The sequence below is a fragment of the Acidisoma sibiricum genome (assembly GCF_057837225.1).
In genome coordinates this window covers 3049849-3069064 of record NZ_CM174445.1, presented here as the reverse complement: position 1 = coordinate 3069064, position 19216 = coordinate 3049849, and the positions used below count along the sequence as shown (strand labels likewise).

Genomic DNA, 19216 nt, shown 5'->3' with positions numbered 1-19216 from the left:
GATCGATGGCTTCCACCCCCCGCCAGCGCCCTCATCGAGCGAGATCAGCATGACACAATTTCACCCAACTGCCATGCATGGGATTCGAGACAACCACTCGAGGGGCAGCGTTGCGGAATTCCTCGAGCATCGAATATCGGACGGGAGCGCGCTTTCGGTCGTATCAGCGTATTTTACGATCCATGCCTACGACGCTCTCAAGGAAAACCTGGATGGCATCGACAGTCTTAGGTTCCTGTTTGGCGAGCCCCGCTTCATCGGCTCTTTGGACCCGGAGAAAACTGAGCGGAAGAGCTTCGCAATCGAGGACGATGGGCTGGAACTGGTCAACCGCTTGCAGCAGCGTCAGGTCGCCTTGGATTGCGCGCGATGGCTGAAGGAAAAGGTCGATATACGCTCGGTTATCGACGCAAATTTTGTCCATGGGAAAATGTATCACATCGACGACGGGCGCCGGGAACACGCGATTGTCGGGAGCTCGAATTTTACGCGCCGCGGCCTCGGTATATCAAGTACGCCAAACATCGAGCTCAATCTGATAGTGGACAGCGACCGTGATCGTGCCGACCTGAAATCTTGGTTCGATGCGCTCTGGAATGATCAAAGTCTCGTCTCGGATGTAAAAGCCGAGGTTCTTCGCTATCTCGAACAGCTTTACGTCAATCACGCACCAGAGTTTATCTATTTCAAAACACTTTATTATATTTTCGAGCGCTTCATTTCGGGGCAGGATGCTGACGCGGCTCTGTTCGAACAGACGGCGATCATCGACACGGACGTGTGGAAGGCGCTCTTCGACTTTCAGAAGGATGGCGCCAAGGGCGCAATCCACAAGATCAATGCCCACAACGGGTGCATTCTCGCCGATAGTGTTGGCCTCGGGAAGACCTATTCAGCGCTCGCCGTCATCAAGTACTTCGAACTCCGCAATCACCGGGTCCTGGTATTATGCCCAAAGAAATTGCGCGACAACTGGACCGTATTCTTGGCCCAGAACAACAGCGATCTCAATCCCTTCTTGCGAGACCGTTTTAGCTACACGGTTCTCTCACACACGGACCTATCGCGGGAGTCTGGGAAGGTTGATGGGATCGATTTAGCGACCATCAGTTGGGGCAACTTCGATCTGGTGGTAATCGATGAATCCCACAATTTCAGAAATAACACCAAGGGGAAGCGCGACGAAGACGGCAACATCGTCCGAAAGAGCCGCTACGAGCGACTGATGGACGACGTGATCAAGAAGGGTGTCAGAACCAAGGTACTGTTGCTGTCGGCGACGCCGGTCAACAACGATCTGCGCGATCTTCGGAATCAAATCTACTTTGTGACCGAGGGGCGTGATTCAGCGTTTGCCCCCGACTTGGCGATCAACAGCATTAAGGACACGCTCGCTACAGCGCAAAAGACCTTTATGGAGTGGGCGCGCCGGAGCGGCGAACGCGACGCCCGCGACCTAATGGATCGTCTTCCAGCCGCCTTTTTCACGCTACTTGACGAACTCACCATCGCCAGGTCGCGCAAGCACATCAAGAAATACTATCGGGCATCTCTGGAGAAGATCGGCCATTTTCCACAGCGTAGGAAGCCACTTTCCGTATTCTCAGAAATCGACCTGAAAGGACGATTTCTGTCCTATGATCGACTAAATGACGAGATATCCAAATACGAACTGTCACTCTTCAATCCGTCGCGATACGTGCTGCCCGCATACGCGGCTCAATATGAAGAGCGGAAGATCGTCAACTTCTCGCAAGCTAACCGTGAGAAGTTCTTGATCGGCATGATCAAGGTCAATTTCCTCAAGCGGCTCGAAAGCTCGGTCCACGCCTTCGCGATTACGATGGAGCGCACGGTCACGAAGATTGAGCAGCTTGAGGCCCGCTTGCGTGCCTACAAGCTTCATGCACAAACAGAAGCGGAAGACCTGCAGCCGGACATGTTCGCGGCTGAGGACGAGGACGACGACGACCTGACGCAGGCCTTTCAGGTAGGCACCAAGCTCAAATTTCAAATGGCGCATCTCGACGTCAATCGGTGGCTGAAAGACCTAGCTACCGACAAGCAGCAGCTATCCCTGCTGTCAGATGCTGCGAAAGCCGTCGATCCTTCACGCGACGCCAAGCTCGCAGAAATTAAGAAGCTGATCGAGCAAAAGGTCCGGCATCCTGAGCGCAACATGCGCGGTGAAGAAAATCGCAAGGTGATCGTGTTTTGTGCGTTCGCCGACACTGCGGCCTACCTGTATGAGGCCTTGGAAGATTGGGCCAGGAAAACGCTTGGCCTGCACATCGCTCTTGTCTCCGGTGGCTCAAAGCCGAATCGGACCACATTTGGCAAGGCAGAGTTCTCTCAGATTCTGACGAACTTCTCTCCGCGAGCCAAACAGCGCGCAAAGATCAAGTCGATGCCACAGAATGGCGAGATCGACATTATGATCGCCACGGACTGTATTTCAGAGGGACAGAACCTTCAGGATTGCGACTACTTAATAAACTACGACATCCACTGGAACCCTGTTCGCATTATCCAGCGCTTCGGCCGAATTGATCGTATCGGAAGCCTGAATCAGGAAATCCAACTGGTGAATTTCTGGCCGACGCCCGACCTGAATAAATACATCAACCTGAAAAACCGCGTCGAAGCGCGTATGGCGCTGGTGGACATATCGGCGACTGCTGAGGACAACATCCTTCTAACGAAGGATATTGAAGACCTTATTCAAGATGACCTGCGCTACCGCGACAAACAATTGCTGCGCCTGAAAGACGAGGTGCTCGATCTTGAGGATTTCAACGAGTCTGTGGCGTTGAATGAGTTCACGCTGGATGACTTCCGCATCGAGCTGATGGGCTACATCGAGGCAAATCGGGAACGACTGGAGGCCGCGCCGCTGGGTCTCTATGCGGTCGTACCACCGCATGCCGATTATCCGACGATCCAGCCCGGCACGATTTTCTGTCTCAAGCAGCGGCTGGCATCGCCAGGTGGCGAGGCCGTCAACCCCCTACAGCCGTACTTCCTAGTCTACCTGCGCGAGACCGGCGAAATCCGGTACAATTTTACCGCGCCGAAGCAGGTGCTGGAAATTTTCCGTGCCGTCTGCCAAGGGGCGACCGAGCCATATGCCAAGCTCTGCGAGATTTTCGACGAGCAGACCGACGACGGCAGGGATATGGCGCGTTTTAGCGGCCTGTTGGAGGCGGCTATCAGCGCCATTGCCTCCCAATCGGATAAGAAGAACCTCGGCAATCTGTTCACGGGTCGCGGTGGCAAACTGATCGACGACAGTAAGTTGCCCAAGTCCGCGAGCGACTTCGATCTGGTAACATGGCTCGTCATCATGCCGGAAACGGAGCGCGTGGATGGCTGATCCCCGCCTTCAGGTCCAATCCGCGCTCAAGGCGCTTGCCACAAAGCCGGTCAAGCCAGCCGCGACGGGGTTATTCGCAGCGCTTGGCTATGTCAGCCGGAAGACCGTCGATCTTGACGGGACTTCGGCGTCCTTTCTCGCGTTTTTGGACCCGGCAGGCACCTTGCCCACGAAGCCAGCGGCGCAAATCGACAAGTGGCAGCGCGTCGATTTCCTTTTTCAGCTAACCAACGACGAAATTCCGATCCTCGCACAGGGCAACCGCGACCTCCTGCACAGCCAGCAGGACTACCGGACCTCCATCATCGAATCATTCGTCTTCCTTGCAATCGAGTTAGCCGGCGACGAGTGGACCCGTGGCGGGCTGGCCGGCATCACGCGCGAGATCAACCGGCTATTCCCGATGCCAGCCGTTATTCTTTTCAGGCACGGCGCATTCGTGTCTCTGGCCGTGATCGATCGTCGTCCGAACAAGAAGGATGGATCGCGGGACGTGGTGGAGAAGCGGATATCGATCGTCAAGGACATCAACCTTGCAGCACCTCATCGTGCGCATGTCGATATTCTATGCGACATCGCCCTCTCTGAGGTGAAGGTGCGAGGTCGAGGCACACCAACCAATTTTCGCGACCTCTATGACGGCTGGATCGAGGCCCTATCGGCGCAGGCGCTGAATACGCGCTTCTACCGCGAATTGGCGAACTGGTTTTTCTGGTCGGTCAACGAGGTGACGTTCCCTGCCGCAGCGATCGAGACGGACGAGAAGAAGAGTGACGAGCAGAACCAGATTGCCGTCATTCGCCTGCTGACCCGACTCATCTTCGTCTGGTTCATCAAGGAGAAGGGTCTTGTCCCCGAGGGCCTGTTCGAACCTAGTCAACTGGCCGGGTTACTGAACGAGAACCCCGCAAATCAGCGCGAGAGCAGCACCTTTTACAAGGCCGTGCTGCAAAACCTGTTCTTCGCCACCCTGAACACGGAGATGACCGAAGACCGCAAGTGGCGAACCAAAGCAAGTGGTAGCGGTCTCGATGGCCAATATCTCATCCACACCGTCTACCGCTTCCGGGACGCCTTTCGCGACCCGGACGCGGCGCTCGCGCTATTCAAACAGGTTCCCTTCCTCAACGGCGGCCTCTTCGAGTGCCTTGACCGGGAGGTTTCAGCACTCGACCTTGAGCGCAATCCTGATCTAAAGCGGCGCCTTGTCAAAGAGGGCAGCCGCGAGGTCATCCGAATCGATGGCTTCTCCGAGCGGCCTGGAAATCCTCTCCATGTCCCCAACAAGATATTCTTCGCGCGGGGAGAGAAGGTCGATCTCAACGCGGAATACGATACCAAAGGCAAGACGTACGAAGCCGATGGTTTGATCGAGCTATTTTCCCGCTACAAATTCACGGTCGAGGAGAACACCCCCGTCGAGGAAGAGGTCGCACTCGACCCCGAACTGCTCGGCAAAGTCTTTGAGAACCTGCTGGCCAGCTACAACGCCGATACGCGTACGACAGCCCGGAAGAAATCCGGCTCTTTCTACACGCCGCGTGAGGTCGTCGACTACATGGTCGATGAGGCGCTGATCGCCTATTTCGGCAGCCGCATGGCGTTAAAGCCCGCCGAACCTGACCGCCGCAAGCTGAAGCCTCAGATGCTTGACATGGCGATGCCCGGTGAGTTCGACCTAACGGGCAGGCCACGATCCAACGGCGGCGCGACCGCGAACGAGACCATCGATCTGGACGCGCGCCTGCGCAACCTCCTTTCGTTCAAGGAGACGGGCAATCCCTTTTCCAGCGGCGAGACGGACGCGCTTATCGCCGCCATTGATAGCCTCAAGGCGCTGGACCCGGCCTGCGGCTCCGGCGCCTTCCCGATGGGGCTCTTGCAGAAGCTCATTCACGTCCTGCATCGGCTCGACCCGGAAAACGTACGCTGGAAAGCACAGAACCGTGCGCCGCTGGAGCAAAGCCTTGCCGCCGCTCACGCAACCGTTAATCCGGCCGATAAGGAGAGACGGATCGAAGAGGCCGAAGCGGCGCTGGCAAAACTCGACCGTGATTTCTCCGATTCCAACAAGCCGGACTATGCGCGCAAGCTGTACCTCATCGAAAAGTGCCTCTTCGGCGTAGATATCCAGCCGATCGCCGTACAGATCGCCAAACTGCGCTTCTTCATCTCGCTCGTGGTCAGCCAGAAGATCGACCGCGGCCAGGACAACGCCAACATCACGGCATTGCCCAACCTAGAAACTAAGCTCGTTGCCGCTAACAGCCTTATTCCCATCGAACGGCCCGTCCAATCGGATCTGTTCCGCAACACCAAGATCGCGGAAAAGGAGGCCGAGCTCCGGGGCATGAATGCGCGGTATTTCAGCGCCCGCACCGCCAGGACCAAGCGCGCCCGGCGCGACGACATCGCGCGTCTGCGCGACGAACTGGCGGGATTGTTGAAATCCGATCGGGGCCTGCCGGAGGCCGACGCCGGAAAAATGGCGGCGTGGGACCCGTTCGACCAGAACGCGGCTGCCCCCTTCTTCGATCCCGAATGGATGTTTGGTCTATCGCCCGGTTTTGATATGGTGATCGGCAACCCGCCCTATGTGCGCCAGGAAGCGATCAGGGATCAGAAGCCGCTGCTGGAGAAGCACTTCGGCGGCAAGGACAAGAGCGGAAACCCACTTGGCGCCTATGCTGGCACGGCGGACCTGTTTGTCTATTTCATTCAGCGCGGGGTGGAATTGCTCAACTCCGGCGGGGCATTTGCCTTCATCACGTCGAACAAGTGGTATCGCGCCAAGTATGGCACAAACTTGCGCGCCTGGATGAACCGGCAGATGGAGATCCGGCGCATCATCAATTTCGGCGATGCCGAGGTGTTCGATGCGATCTCCTATCCGTCCATCATTATCGGCACACGGCGTGCTGCACCCATACAGTCACCGAAGGATAGCGACAGCCTTCGCGTTATGAACTGGCCTCCCGACTTGACGAGAGAAGAGATTCCTGACTTCCCGGTGCTAGTGGAGAAAATCGGCTTCGACTTGCCGCAGAAGGCGCTCACCGCTGATGGTTGGCAGTTGGAGCCGCAGGCTAGGCGCGGTCTGCTCGAGCGTATCCGAGCAGCCGGAATGCCACTCGGCCAATATGTCGAGGGACGGTTCTATCGTGGCATACTAACCGGCTTCAATGACGCCTTCGTGATCGAAGGGCCGACCAAGGATCGGCTGATTGAGGAACACTCCAGTTCCGCCGAGATCATCAAACCCTTCCTACGTGGCCGTGACGTCAAGCGCTGGCGCGTGGAGCAGCGGGACCTATGGTTGATTTTTACGCGGCGTGGCATCGACATTCAAGCCTATCCAGCGGTGCTCCGTCACCTGTCCGAATACCGCGATCGGCTAGAACCAAAGCCGTCAAACTGGAACGACGAAAGCAATGGAAAGTGGGAAGGTCGGAAGGCGGGTCCGTATAAGTGGTTCGAGATTCAAGATAACATTGCTTATTGGGAGGAACTCGAAACACAGAAAATTATATATCCAGACATCTATGAGCATCAGAGTTTCGCCTGGGACCAGAGCGGCGCTTATGGAGCGAACACGTGCTATTTCATTCCAACGAACCAGCGTTGGCTGACGGGATTTCTGAACAGTAATCTTGTTGAGTGGTTCTACGGCCAGCTCTCGAACAGGATTCGCGGTGGCTATCTACGCTCATTCAGCGACTATATGGAGCAGGTGCCTATTCCAAACCGTGCGACAGAGAATCAGCGCGGATTGATCGACTGCATCGTTAGCGCGCAACTTCTGAGGCCTGACAACCGCCTCGAACAGCTCTTAAATGGTTTTGTCTACGAGCTTTTCTTCAAAGATGATTTGCACGCGCGCGGCGCAGCCTTGTTCGACGAAGCTGAAAGGTCAGGCCTCGGTCGACTCGCCGGTCTCGAAGGCGCGGCATTGATGGAGACGGCGAATGAGTTCGTTGGCCGCGTGTTTAGGGCATCACATCCACTCTATGCGATGCTTTTCGACCTCCAAGCTCTCGATGTCGTCCGCATCATTGAGGAGAAGTGATGGCCGAGGACGCAGCGGGACAGGCGCCGGGTCGTCCGGTCGCCGGACCAAGCCCACTCCGCATCACAACACTCTCGCTCTGCGACTTCCGCGCCTTCCCGAATCCTGTAAGGTTCGATTTGGCAGGCAAGAATATGCTCATCTACGGCGAGAATGGCGCCGGCAAGTCTTCAATCTTCGAAGCATTGCGACACTTCTTTGCGATGAAACCGCCGAATATCGCGTCGGTAAAGAATATATTTTCTGCCCGGCCAGATGTCGACTTTAAGGTCGAGGTGAGTTTCAATGACGGTAGTCAGCCGATCGCCTGGTCTGCCAGCCGTCACCCAACTCGTCTGCCCGGCGCCGACGCGCGCGTAGCCGAAGCTGCACTGCGCAAGTCGTGCCTAGATTACCGGGCCCTGCTCGACACAAACTATATTCATGGTGCCAAACGGCCCAACCTTTTTGACATCGCTATCACCACCCTTCTGGCGGACTTTCCGGTTCCAACTGAAGAAGGTTCGGTCAAATCGATTAGTGAACTATGGACGGAGATCGAGAGAGCAAAGCCATGGAATTACAACAGCGCTCTGGAGCAAATCCAGAGGGCCTGCGTGGCCTTCAACGAAGGCTTCCGATTGGCATTGGATGCCCTACACCCCCGTCTCGTCGAGTTGGTTCATACCATGCTCGGGGATGCAGTCGAGGTGCGGCCGTTTACCTTTAGCGGTATCACATATCAACATGCGTGGTGGAAGCGGGACCGCATCGTCAAAGGCCGCGAGCTATTCCCGGAGATCGTATTCAATGGCAGAGAACTCCTGACGCCGCAAACATTTCTAAACGAAGCGCGTCTGTCTGCCTTTGCCCTGGCAATGTATCTTGGCGGGCGCCTTGCCTGCGTACCTGTAGCGGACGATCGTCTGAAGCTACTTGTGCTCGATGACGTCCTGATCGGTCTTGACCATGACAACCGCGTACCGGTGTTGCGCCTGCTCGATCAGCATTTCCAGGACTGGCAAATCGTTATCCTCACGCATGATCGCGTCTGGTTCGACATGGCCCGCCAATTCCACGATGGATCAGCTCAATGGACCTGGGCAGAGATATACGCGGATGGCGATGGCGGCCGCGCCACCCCTTCAGTGAAGATGCCGAATGGCGACATAGTACGAGCTGCGCTTGAAGAGTGCGCCACGCATCTTACTGCGAATTCTATCGCTTCGGCTGCGACGTCAGCGCGGCGGGCGTTCGAATGGGCGTTGAAGCGCTTCTGCGAAAGACGGCGCGTTCAAACAGCCTTCACGATGAACCCAAAAGACAATGACACAGAGGTCCTTCTCACGGCCATCACGTCCTGGGCTGAGATGCCAGGGCAAAACCGCACGAAAAAAATCATCCCAATCTTAAGCAGTCTGAGAATGTATCGCGCAGCAGTTTTGAACCCTCAAAGTCACGCAAATGCGCCGAATCCCTCCCGACAGGAAGTGGAAGGAGCTGTCGCAGCGATACGCGCTTTGGATTCCGCGCGCAGCGACAATACAATCACATAGTTAAGTCTGTGCCGTCGTTCACCGCAAAATTATTGAACATCTTCATGTTAATTGGCGGCGCTTCGCCGCGCCAAATATTTCTGCGGCATCGTCGAGACGTGCGCTGACTCGCGGGACCGATGCAAGAGCGTCTGCAAACTTCTCCGCTCTGGCGGTCAATTCCGGGTCAGGGTCAACGACGGTAAACCAGCGCTGGCGCTGCACATAGGACGACTCCCCCGCGGCGCGTGGAACGGAAACATCGGTCCGCAGCGTGATGACGTTTTCTGCATCAGATTCGACAGCCAACCGTTCATGGAGGCGCCGAAGTAGTGCGTCATGCGGCATGGTTCTGCCGGGAAAGGTGATGAAGACGATCGGCCTGCCTGGCTTCCGAAGCAGGCGGATTTCGGAGAAGGTTGCGTTCTTTTCGCTTTCCGCGCCAATGCCATTGTCTGGGTCGAGAAACACAATATCCGCACCGTGGAGCGCTGTTCGCTTGCGCGCTCCCCATGCGCCGCGCTCGACCCGTGGCGGCATTGGATCGCGGTGAAACAGCGCCCCATCCGGCCAGATCATCGCGCGCTCCAGCGCTGCAATACTGCGTTCTGGCAGCGCGGAAAGCCCGGCGTAAAGTTGCGCGTCGAGCAGCCGCCATGCCGGCTCGTCACGCCATTCCAGATGCCGGCCGTCTGCTCGTCCATCGTCACCCGGCGCGTAATACCAGGCGACGCCAAGCGTCCGATCGGCACCGGCCAATGCGCGCAGGAAAGCAAATTTCAGCACGTCGCTGACATCGCCGGCATACTGATCGCGCACTTGTTTTCCTTGCGTTGGATGGCCGTTTTCCGGGCGTGATTCGAATTTGGCGTTCGAGTCCGTTGCCACCGGCTACCATTTTCTGGATCGTGGTCTGGAGTAGGTTAGCGCAGACTCTTCGGATTTGGGAGTGAGGGCAAGATTAAAGGAAACTCGCGTTTCTCCGTAAGCCTTTGTCTGCACACTGGTTTTCGACCGTCAGCTGGCGGGGCGGGTGCCGCTGACCATGCCAATCCTTTGTTTTTGCAACCGTTTGTACGACGTCGGCCGGTTCGGGCTTGCCCGGTGACGGCGCTCATTCGACCTATCGCCCATGAGCCGGGAAGACCCTTCTGACTTTCGCCCCCGCACGGGCCGCATCCGCGATCAGGGCCGCGCCATTGAGCGCCGGTCGCAGTCTTTCGTTGCCCAGGTAATGAAGGCGGCGGCTAGGGCCAATGGCGGTCCGCTGACCCAAACCCAGTTGAGCGGCGGCAAGCGGCGCGGCGGTTCCACCGGGAAGGGAAGATGCTCGCGGATCGGCCGGGGCCAGGCCGTCGCCGACTCATTGAAGCGGCAGGCGGCAGAGCGTTCCCCAGCCCAGCGCCAGCGGCGGGTGGTGGTAAAGGCGCGGATCGTCCGCAATCGCGCCCGCAGCGGGGCTGCCGGCGCCCATGTGCGCTACATCCAGCGGGACGGCACGACCCGCGACGGCGAGCGCGGTCAACTCTACGGGCCGGAGCGCGACCAGGAAGACGGCAAGGCGTTCGTCGAGCGCGGCGAGGGTGATCGGCATTCCTTCCGCGTCATCGTAGCGCCGGAGGATGGCGACCGCCTCTCCGACCTGCGCGGTTTCACCCGCGACGTGATGCGCCAGATGGAGACCGACCTCGGCACCAAACTCGATTGGGTGGCCGTGGACCACTACAACACCGGCCATCCGCACAGCCATATCGTCATCCGTGGCAAGGACGATCTCGGCCGCGACCTGATCATCGCCCAGGACTACATCACCGATGGCGTGCGCCTGCGCGCCCAGGAGCGGGCGACCCTGGAACTGGGGCCGGAGAGCGACCTGGAACTGCGCGAGAAACTCCGCGCCGAGATCACCGCCGATCGGTTCACGCGCATCGACCGGGCGATGATCGAAGAGGCGACGGAGAAGGTGCTCGATCTCCGTCCCGAGGCGGGCCAGGTCCGCGCCGATTTTGACCGGACGCTCCGGCTTGGCCGATTGCAGACCCTTGAGCGGTATGGGCTGGCCGCCGAAGCCATGCCGGGAGTCTGGACCATCTCCGAAAAGCTGGAGCCGACGATGCGCGCGCTGGGCGAGCGCGGCGATATCGTGAAGGCCATCAACCGCGCGCTGACCGACCGGGGTCTGGAGCGTGGAATGGACCGCTATGTTCTCCACGGCGAGGAGATGACGCAGCCGGTGGTCGGTCGCGTGATCGGCAAGAGACTGACCGACGAATTGGGCGACCGGGTGGCGCTGATCGTGGACGGCGTGGATGGCCGCACGCACCACGTGGTGCTGGGTGACAAGGCAGTGGCGGCGGATGCGCCCATGGGCTCCATCGTGGAGATCGGCCGCGCGCCAATGGGGCCGCGCGCCTCCGACCGCAACATTGCCGCCATGGCGGCGGATACCGGCGTCTATCGCCCCAGCGAGCATCGCGCCATGGCCGTAGGCGGTCATGTCCGCGTGCCCGGCGGCGATTTCGACGGCTATATCGAAAGCCACGTTCGACGGCTGGAGGCACTACGGCGCGGCGGCATAGTCGAACGGCTGGACGGCGACCGCTGGACCATCCCCGCCGACTACGAGGCACGGGCGATGGCCTATGACACTGCGCAGAGTCGAAGGTTGAACCTCCGCGTTCTCTCCACTTTTGATCTTGAGCGGCAAATCAACAGCGATGGCGCGACCTGGCTTGACCGGGAATTGGTCAGTCCCAATCGGACGCCGCTGACCCAAGCCGGGTTCGGGAGCGAAGTTAGCCAGGCGTTGGAGCGGCGCAAGGACAGCCTGGTCTATCAGGGCCTGGCGTCGCGAACGCCCGAAGGCGGCGTCCGCGCGCCCAAGGACCTGCTGTCGCGGCTGGAGCAGCAGGAAATCGCCCGCGTCGGTCCCGAGATGGCGAAGGCCCGCGGCCTGACTTTCAAGCCTCCCGAGGTCGGAAACTATGTCAGTGGCACGCTCGTCGGATCGACCAATCTAGGCAGCGGCAAGTTCGCCATGATCGATGACGGTGTCGGCTTCAGCCTCGTCCCTTGGCAGCCCGTCCTGGATCAACGGCTTGGACGCCAAATCACCGGAATTGCGATGCCCGGTGGCGGAATAGACTGGACCTTTGCGCGTAGCCGGGGCCTTGGACTCTAGCCACCGCCCCGCTCGCGTCCGGCGCGGTAAACGTCCGATTTACGCGCCTTGACCGCCGATTCCGCGCCGACAAGTTGGCGGTCATTCCCCCTCGTTCCGGTGCGACCCACCTTTTGCAGATGAGCCGTCCGCGCGCACCTCGCCGGGCGCTGTGTTTCGACAACGCTGCGATCCCGGCTGACCTTTACGATTACTTGCTCGCGCCCGATCGCAGACCGGGTCGGCCGGTGAAGCACGATCTGATTGGCTGGCGCGTCATCGACGACTGGCCGCAGCGCGTGCCCGTCACCGAACGCGAGGTTGACGTGTTCGAGACGTGGTTTGGCGACATCCTCGATGAATTGTTCGGGCCGCCCTAGCCGCAGTTCCTCATGCATTGGATTACCGCAATCCTTGCACTATATCGTCCATTGGAGTAGTGACTGCCATGGCCAGGCCAGTTCCCGTCAGCGTCGTCGAGACGCCCGAGTTCCTGGCCGCGGCGCGGCGTATCATGGATAAGGAGGAGCGAGGCTTGCTGGTTGATTATCTCGCCCGCAATCCAGCGGCCGGCGACCTGGTTCCCGGAACCGGCGGCGTGCGCAAGCTGCGCTGGGCCTTGGAAGGACGTGGCAAGCGGAGTGGCGCCCGGGTGGTCTATTACTACCACAGCGACGCCATGCCGATCTTCGCCCTAACCGCCTACGCCAAAAACGAACGGGCCGACATCAGCCAGGCCGACCGAAACGATTTTCGCCGCCTGACCGCGCTGCTGGTCGAGCGTTACGCGAGGAGATCACGATGACGAGCAAGGTTGCCGACAGCATCCGGCGAGGGCTTGAGGAGGCGCTGGCCTACGCCGAGGGAACGGCGGACGCCAGCCGCTACGGTGTCCACATCCCCGACGATATCGACGTGAAGGCCATCCGCTCCAAGCTAGATATGACCCAGGAGGAATTCGCCGGACGCTTCGGGTTCAGCATCAACACCCTGCGTCATTGGGAGCAGGGCCGCCGCGTTCCTGAGGGGCCGACACGCGCCTATCTCCTCGTCATCGACCGCAACCCCAAGGCGGTTCAGAAAGCACTGAGGGCGGCATGACAGCCACCGTTCCCCTTCGCGCCGCCCTTTATCTTCGCGTTTCGACCGCGCGGCAGGCCGAGCATGACGTGTCGATCCCGGATCAGCGCAAGCAGGGCGAAGCCTATTGCACTTCGCGCGGTTACCAGTTGGTCGAAACCTATGTGGAGCCTGGCGCCTCCGCGACCAACGACCGCCGGCCTGAGTTCCAGAAGATGATGGAGGCGGGCACCGCAAAGCCCACAGCTTTCGACGTGGTGATCGTCCATTCCTTCAGCCGGTTCTTCCGCGACCATTTCGAGCTGGAATTTTACGTCCGGAAGCTGGCGAAAAACGGCGTGCGCCTCGTCTCCATGACGCAGGAGCTGGGCGACGATCCGATGCACATCATGATGCGGCAGATCATGGCGCTCTTCGACGAATACCAATCCAAGGAAAACGCCAAACATACATTGCGAGCCTTGAAGGAGAATGCACGGCAGGGCTTTTGGAACGGCTCGCTGCCGCCGATCGGCTATCGGGTCGTGGATGCGGAGAAGCGCGGGGCCAAGGTCAAGAAGAAGCTGGAAATCGATCCGCTCCACGCCGACACGGTGAGGTTGGCTTTCAAGCTGGCCCTTGAGGGCGACGGCGTATCCGGCCGCATGGGCGTCAAGTCCATCGTCAAGCACCTCAACGAGCGCAAAATCTACACCCGCTCTGGCGGGCGCTGGGGCGTGGGCGCGGTCCATCGGATACTGACTCGGCCGACCTATGTTGGCCGCCACGAGTTCAACAAGCGCGGCAAAACCAAGGCCCTGAAGCCAACCGATCAGGTCATTGCCGTTCCCGTCCCACCGCTGATCGACCGCGAAACATTCGATGCCGTTCAGGCGCACCTCAAATCGCGTAATCCCAAGGTCGCGCCACCCCAGGTCGTCGGCGGCCCAACAATGCTCACCGGGATCTGCTTTTGCGCGGACTGCGGCGGCGCCATGACCATCCGCACCGGAAAATCCGGGCGCTATCGTTATTACACCTGTTCCATGGCAGCCCGGCAGGGCGATACCGGCTGCAAAGGCCGCTCGATACCGATGGAACGGCTGGACGATCTGGTCGCCCAGCATCTGGAGGAGCGCCTGCTCGATCCCGCCAGGCTGGAAGAGGTTTTGAGTATTGTCCTCGATCGCCGTCAGGAGCGCGCCGAACGGCGGGCCTCCCACGCGACCGAACTCCGCAAGAAAGCCGCCGAGGCCGAAGCCCGGCTAAAAAGGTTGTATGACGCCATCGAAAGTGGCGTGGCCGACATCGAAGACGAATCGCTGAAGGAGCGCATCGCCGAATTGCGGGCGCTCAAATCCCAGGCCCAGGTGGACGCCGAGCGCGCGACCATCGCGCTGGATGCGGTCGGGGTAGAGATCACCCCAGCCAAGCTTCGCACGTTTGCCGACGCGGCGCGCCAAAGGCTACGCGGACCTGACGGCAGATACCGCCGTGATCACCTCCGCGCGCTGGCCCAGCGGGTGGAGGTAGCGGATGGCGAAGTCAGGATCATGGGATCGCGGGGTAACCTGCTGCGCGCACTGGCGGCCGCAGGCGGCGTAAAATCGGCGGCTGGCGGTGTGCCCAGCTTTGTTCCGAGTTGGCGGAGAGGGTGGGATTCGAACCCACGGTACGCTTGCACGCACAACGGTTTTCGAGACCGCCCCGATCGGCCACTCTGGCACCTCTCCGCGGGGAAGCGGCTTATAGGAAGCTTTTACGGCCTCCGCAAGCCGCTACAGGGCAGACCTACCCCGTTTTCAGGCCATCGCCTCGTATTGGCTGTATTCCGCCTCCGTCACCGGCTCCGGCACCAGGGCCGGCTCGGCCCCTGGCAGGCGGGCTTTGGCGAAGCTGATCGGCCCGAAGGGCCGCCAGCCGACGCGGGATTCGATGCGGGCGGCGGCTTCGCGCACCGCAGTCGCATAGGTGTCGAGCGATTCGCGTACCCGGATTTCCGGCATGATGATGCTGATCGTCATCTCGCAGATGCCCGAGGCATTGGTGATGGGCGCGGCGATGCAGGCGATGCCTTCGTCGGTGCCGCTGAGCTGGCTGGCATAGCCCAGGCGCCGGGCCTCGTCACAAAGGGCGACGAACTGTCCGGGGTCGACCGGGGCGCGGCCGGTGGCCGACGGCACGGCATTCTGGCGGAAAATCTCCAGCTGCTCGTGCTGGGGCAGATGGGCGAGGAAAAACCGGCCCGAAACCGACCAGTTGATGGGCACGCGGGCGCCGATGCGCGAGGACACGCGCAGATTGCGCGAGGCCTCAGCCATATCCTGAATCACCACAAAGCCCTCGTGCCGGGCACAAAGCTGGACGGTCTCACCCAGATCCTCGGCCAGACGCCGCATTTCCGTGCGCGCCTCGCGCAGCAGATCGACATTGCGGCCATAGGCGAGACCATAGTGATACATGCGGCTGCCGAACCAGACCGCGCCAGCCGCGTCACGCTCCAGCAATCCCGCCGTCACCAGCGCATCGACCACGCCATAGATGGTCGACACCGGCGCGCGGATTGCTTTGGCGAGATCGTAAGCCGAGGTCGACTTACCTTCGATCACCAGACGGTCGAGCACCTGCGTCGCTCGCAAAAGCCCGCTCATCCGCGAACGCGGCGAGGCTGCTGTCTCGTCTGAGAATGGATTGACGGTCGCGTCCATGGCTCACTCCTCTCCGCTTCTCGGTCCCGAGCCAGGGGGTCGGAACGGTCGCGTTGGTCTGGCCCGCCCGGTCGCCGGGCCGCCACGTTTATCTATGCCATTAAATAGGCAGAGAGTGACAGGAGGGCAAGAAACCAGATGTCTGCTCTGCAGCCGGAGAAAACCCTAGTCAGGAACTGGGGGTTTAATGCTGCAGTGCAGCACGGCATGGCACCGCAGATTATGCCTCGACCGTGCGGCGGCGCCACAGCCGCCAATGCCATTTGCGCTGCAACGCAACATAAATCACCGGCGTCGTATACAGTGTCAGAAGCTGGGAGATGAGCAGGCCACCGATGATCGACAGGCCCAAGGGGCGACGGTATTCGTAGCCAATGCCGAAGGAGAAGGCGAGCGGCACCGCGCCCAGAATGGCCGCGAGCGTGGTCATGATGATGGGACGAAACCGCGCGACCGAGGCTTCCTTGATCGCATCGACCGGCGACAGCCCACGCGTGCGTTCCGCTTCGAGCGCGAAATCGACCAGCATGATGGCGTTCTTCTTGACGATGCCCATCAGCAGAAAGATTCCGATCAGCGCGATGATGGTCAGCGCCGTGCCGGTTGCGAGCAGAGCCAGCAGCGCGCCGACGCCCGCCGAGGGCAAGGTGGAGAGAATGGTGATCGGCTGGGTCAAACTCTCATACAGCACGCCGAGCACGATATAGATCGCCAGCAAGGCCGCCAGCAGCAGAAGCGGTCCCGAACTCGCCGATTGCTTGAACAGCTGCGCATTGCCGGCGAAGCTCGTATGGATGTCGGCCGGCATGAAGATATCGGCGGCTGCCTGCTGCACGATGGCCGCACCCCCGCTGATGGCATTGCCCGGCTTCAGGCTGAAGCTGACGGTTGCTTCCGGGAACTGGCCCTGATGCCGCACGGTCAGCGGCGCGGTCGACCGTTCGAGATGCGACAAGGCCGATAGCGGCACCTGGGTGCCGGAATTGCTCGCGACAAAGACCCGGTCGAGCTGAGACGGATCGGTCTGCAATCCCGGCAGCGTCTCCAGCACCACCTTGTACTGATTGCGCTGCTCGTAAATGGTGGAAATCTCACGCTGGGAGAAGCCGTTGTTCAGCGCATCATCGATTTCGCTCATCGGCACATTCAGGCGCGAGGCTTTCGCCCGGTCAACGATCACGTCGACCTCGGGGCTGGCCTTATCCTGATCACTGGAAATATCGGTGAGTTGCGGAATGGTCTTGAGCTTGTCCTCAAGCTTCAAGGCCCAGGTCTGCAATTCGCTGAGGTTGCTGCCGGACAGGACGAAGTCGTAATCGCTCGCACTTTGCCTTCCGCCGGTGCGCAGATCCTGCTGCGGCATCAGAAAGCTCTGGATGCCGGGGATACGGGCAAGCTTCGTGCGCAGGCGGGCGATCACCTGATCCGACGTCACGTGCCGCTGGTTCATCGGCTTAAGCGAAATATAGAGATTGCCCCGATTGAGGGAGGAGAAGCCCGACGATACGCCGATGCGCGAGCCGACTTCGGCAACGGCCGGGTCTTTCAGAATGACGCCCACGACACTGCGCTGGAGCGTCTCCATCGCCTGGAAGGAGGTCGAGGGCGCGGCAATGGTCTGGCCCATCAGCAGGCCCGTATCCTCGTTGGGCAGGAAACCCTTGGGCACGATGATATACAGCCAGACCGTGAAGACGATGGTGCTCAGCGTCACCAGATTCATGAGAATGCGATGCCGCAGCACCCAGTTCAGGCTGCGGCCGTAGCTGGTGACGATGCGGTTGAAGCCGCGATCGAAAGCCTCGCCCGCCCGCCGTCCCCAGCGGCGGTGTGCCCGCTCATCCTCGGTCGGGCGGCGTCTGCCCATGAACCAGCCGCAAATCATCGGCGTGACTGTCAGCGAGACCACGGCTGAGATGCTGACTGCCATGACCAGTGTCATGGCGAATTCGTGGAACAGCCGGCCCATGATGCCGGGCAACAGCACCATCGGCGAAAAAACCGCGATCAGCGACAGGGTGATGGAGAAGACGGTGAAGCCAATCTGCCCGGCGCCGCGCAAGGCCGCGCGCATGGGCGGCATGCCGCGTTCCACATGGGAATGGATGTTCTCGATCATCACGATGGCATCGTCGACCACGAAACCGACGGAGATGGTAATCGCCAGCAGCGAGAAATTGTCGATCGTGAAGCCTTCCAGCCACATGCCGGCCAGCGTGCCTGCGATCGACAGGGGAATGGTGATGCCGGCCGCGATGGTCAGCACGGTCCGTTGCAGGAAGATGATGACGACGGCGAGCACCAGCATCACGGTGCCCAGCAAGGTAAACTGAACATCTTCGACGCTGGCGCGGATCGTCGTCGTGCGGTCGGTCAGGATGGTGGTGTGGATGCCGCTCGGCATCAGTCTCATGAGGCCGGGCAGCATCGCCTTCACGCCATCGACCGTGTCGATGACGTTGGCGCCGGGCTGTTTCGTGATGTCGAGCAGAATGGCAGGCTGCTGCCGGTTCCAGGCCGCCAGCCGCAAGGTCGCGACGCTGTTGATGACATTGCCAAGGTCACGCAGATGCAGCACGCCATCTGTGCTTTTGGCCATCACCAGATTGCCGTAGTCGGTGGCGTCCTTGAGCTGGCTATTGACGACCAGCGTATAGGCCTTGGTTGGCGTCTGGATGCTGCCGGTGGGCTGCACCACATTGGCGTCGCCGATCGTCTGGCTGATCGTCTCGGCCGACAGGCCGGCGAGTGCGACCGTCGTCGGGTTGAGCTGCACGCGCACGGCGGGCTTGTCGGCGCCGCTTTCCGAGACTTCGGCAACGCCCGTCGCCTGGGCCAGACGCTGCGCCAGGATGGTGTCCACCGCATCGTAGATCTGGGCGATGGACAGCGTGTCCGAGGTCAGCGCAATGGTCATGACCGGCGTGTCGGACGGGTTGAACTTCCGGTAGTAAGGCGCGCTCGGCAGGTCTGACGGCAGATCGGCCTCAGACGCGTTGATCGCCGCCTGCACATCGGCGGCTGCGGCGTCGATGTCCCGGTCGACATCGAAAATGCAGATGATGCTGGTCGAGCCGGTGGAACTGATCGAGGTCAGTTCGTTCATGCCCGGAATCTGGCCCAAATGCCGTTCCAGCGGGGCCGCGATCGAATTCGCCATGGTCTCGGGGCTGGCACCCGGACGGCTCGCGAAGACGACGACGGCGGGCAGATCGACATTGGGCAGCGAGGCGACGGGCAGGAAGCGATAGGCGACGGCCCCCGCGATGAGCAGGCCGATTGCGAGCAGCATCGTGCCGACGGGCCGCCGGATGAAGGGCGTGGAGAGCGACACGG

Annotated in this window: 11 protein-coding genes, 1 tRNA gene and 1 pseudogene; 8 read left to right on the top strand and 5 right to left on the bottom strand. The window is 60.3% G+C overall.

Going from position 1 to position 19216, the window contains the following annotated elements; genetic code table 11:
* The first annotated feature begins 49 nt into the window (after positions 1-49).
* The 3 genes from AC3G7M_RS14625 to AC3G7M_RS14615 are packed head-to-tail and all read left to right on the top strand — an operon-like array spanning position 50 to position 8974.
* Complete coding sequence (locus tag AC3G7M_RS14625) at positions 50-3373, top strand: helicase-related protein (protein WP_489212858.1); 3324 nt, start codon at positions 50-52, stop codon at positions 3371-3373.
* A complete protein-coding gene (locus tag AC3G7M_RS14620; protein WP_489212856.1) occupies positions 3366-7439 on the top strand; it encodes an Eco57I restriction-modification methylase domain-containing protein in 4074 nt (1357 codons plus the stop codon). Before AC3G7M_RS14625 ends, AC3G7M_RS14620 begins: the two co-directional genes overlap by 8 nt.
* A complete protein-coding gene (locus tag AC3G7M_RS14615) occupies positions 7439-8974 on the top strand; it encodes an AAA family ATPase (protein WP_489212855.1) in 1536 nt (511 codons plus the stop codon). The genes AC3G7M_RS14620 and AC3G7M_RS14615 overlap by 1 nt, the downstream gene beginning before the upstream one ends.
* Positions 8975-9016: 42 nt before the next feature.
* On the opposite strand, the gene AC3G7M_RS14610 is transcribed toward AC3G7M_RS14615, so the two are convergent.
* Positions 9017-9841, bottom strand: coding sequence for a hypothetical protein (locus AC3G7M_RS14610; RefSeq protein ID WP_489212853.1), 825 nt, complete (start codon positions 9839-9841; stop codon positions 9017-9019).
* A 244-nt stretch (positions 9842-10085) separates the two neighbouring features.
* Between AC3G7M_RS14610 and AC3G7M_RS14605 the strand changes: the two genes are divergently transcribed.
* The 5 genes and pseudogenes from AC3G7M_RS14605 to AC3G7M_RS14585 all read left to right on the top strand — a co-directional run.
* Positions 10086-12134 carry a DUF3363 domain-containing protein gene (locus AC3G7M_RS14605; protein ID WP_489212852.1) on the top strand — a complete coding sequence of 683 codons (2049 nt, stop codon included), beginning with the start codon at positions 10086-10088 and terminating at the stop codon, positions 12132-12134.
* Positions 12135-12253: 119 nt separating this feature from the next.
* Positions 12254-12493 (top strand): hypothetical protein, encoded by a 240-nt coding sequence (locus AC3G7M_RS14600; RefSeq protein ID WP_489212850.1) that lies wholly within the window; start codon positions 12254-12256, stop codon positions 12491-12493.
* Between the two features lie 68 nt (positions 12494-12561).
* Positions 12562-12918, top strand: a complete 357-nt coding sequence (locus AC3G7M_RS14595) for a type II toxin-antitoxin system RelE/ParE family toxin (RefSeq protein WP_489212849.1) — start codon at positions 12562-12564, stop codon at positions 12916-12918.
* On the top strand, positions 12915-13214 hold the full coding sequence (locus AC3G7M_RS14590; RefSeq protein ID WP_489212848.1) for a helix-turn-helix domain-containing protein: 300 nt from the start codon (positions 12915-12917) through the stop codon (positions 13212-13214). The genes AC3G7M_RS14595 and AC3G7M_RS14590 overlap by 4 nt, the downstream gene beginning before the upstream one ends.
* A pseudogene (locus AC3G7M_RS14585) lies at positions 13211-14242 on the top strand (recombinase family protein); the annotation flags it as partial. The gene AC3G7M_RS14590 and the pseudogene AC3G7M_RS14585, both read left to right, overlap by 4 nt.
* A 195-nt stretch (positions 14243-14437) precedes the next feature.
* Here the strand turns inward: AC3G7M_RS14585 and AC3G7M_RS14580 are convergent.
* The 4 genes from AC3G7M_RS14580 to AC3G7M_RS14565 form a co-directional block, all read right to left on the bottom strand.
* Positions 14438-14635, bottom strand: coding sequence for a hypothetical protein (locus AC3G7M_RS14580; RefSeq protein WP_489212847.1), 198 nt, complete (start codon positions 14633-14635; stop codon positions 14438-14440).
* A 180-nt stretch (positions 14636-14815) separates the two neighbouring features.
* Positions 14816-14905 (bottom strand) — tRNA-Ser (locus AC3G7M_RS14575).
* 69 nt (positions 14906-14974) lie between these two features.
* Positions 14975-15880 (bottom strand): IclR family transcriptional regulator, encoded by a 906-nt coding sequence (locus tag AC3G7M_RS14570; RefSeq protein ID WP_489212846.1) that lies wholly within the window; start codon positions 15878-15880, stop codon positions 14975-14977.
* A 220-nt stretch (positions 15881-16100) separates the two neighbouring features.
* Positions 16101-19214, bottom strand: a complete 3114-nt coding sequence (locus AC3G7M_RS14565) for an efflux RND transporter permease subunit (protein ID WP_489212844.1) — start codon at positions 19212-19214, stop codon at positions 16101-16103.
* Positions 19215-19216 lie beyond the last annotated feature (2 nt).

Excerpts from the sequence above, each read along its gene's own strand:
- AC3G7M_RS14625 (WP_489212858.1), top strand. The coding sequence starts at position 50 with ATGACACAATTTCACCCAACTGCCATGCATGGGATTCGAGACAACCAC.
- AC3G7M_RS14600 (WP_489212850.1), top strand. The coding sequence starts at position 12,254 with ATGAGCCGTCCGCGCGCACCTCGCCGGGCGCTGTGTTTCGACAACGCT.
- AC3G7M_RS14605 (WP_489212852.1), top strand. The coding sequence starts at position 10,086 with ATGAGCCGGGAAGACCCTTCTGACTTTCGCCCCCGCACGGGCCGCATC.
- AC3G7M_RS14590 (WP_489212848.1), top strand. The coding sequence starts at position 12,915 with ATGACGAGCAAGGTTGCCGACAGCATCCGGCGAGGGCTTGAGGAGGCG.
- AC3G7M_RS14620 (WP_489212856.1), top strand. The coding sequence starts at position 3,366 with ATGGCTGATCCCCGCCTTCAGGTCCAATCCGCGCTCAAGGCGCTTGCC.
- AC3G7M_RS14615 (WP_489212855.1), top strand. The coding sequence starts at position 7,439 with ATGGCCGAGGACGCAGCGGGACAGGCGCCGGGTCGTCCGGTCGCCGGA.
- AC3G7M_RS14570 (WP_489212846.1), bottom strand. The coding sequence starts at position 15,880 with ATGGACGCGACCGTCAATCCATTCTCAGACGAGACAGCAGCCTCGCCG.
- AC3G7M_RS14595 (WP_489212849.1), top strand. The coding sequence starts at position 12,562 with ATGGCCAGGCCAGTTCCCGTCAGCGTCGTCGAGACGCCCGAGTTCCTG.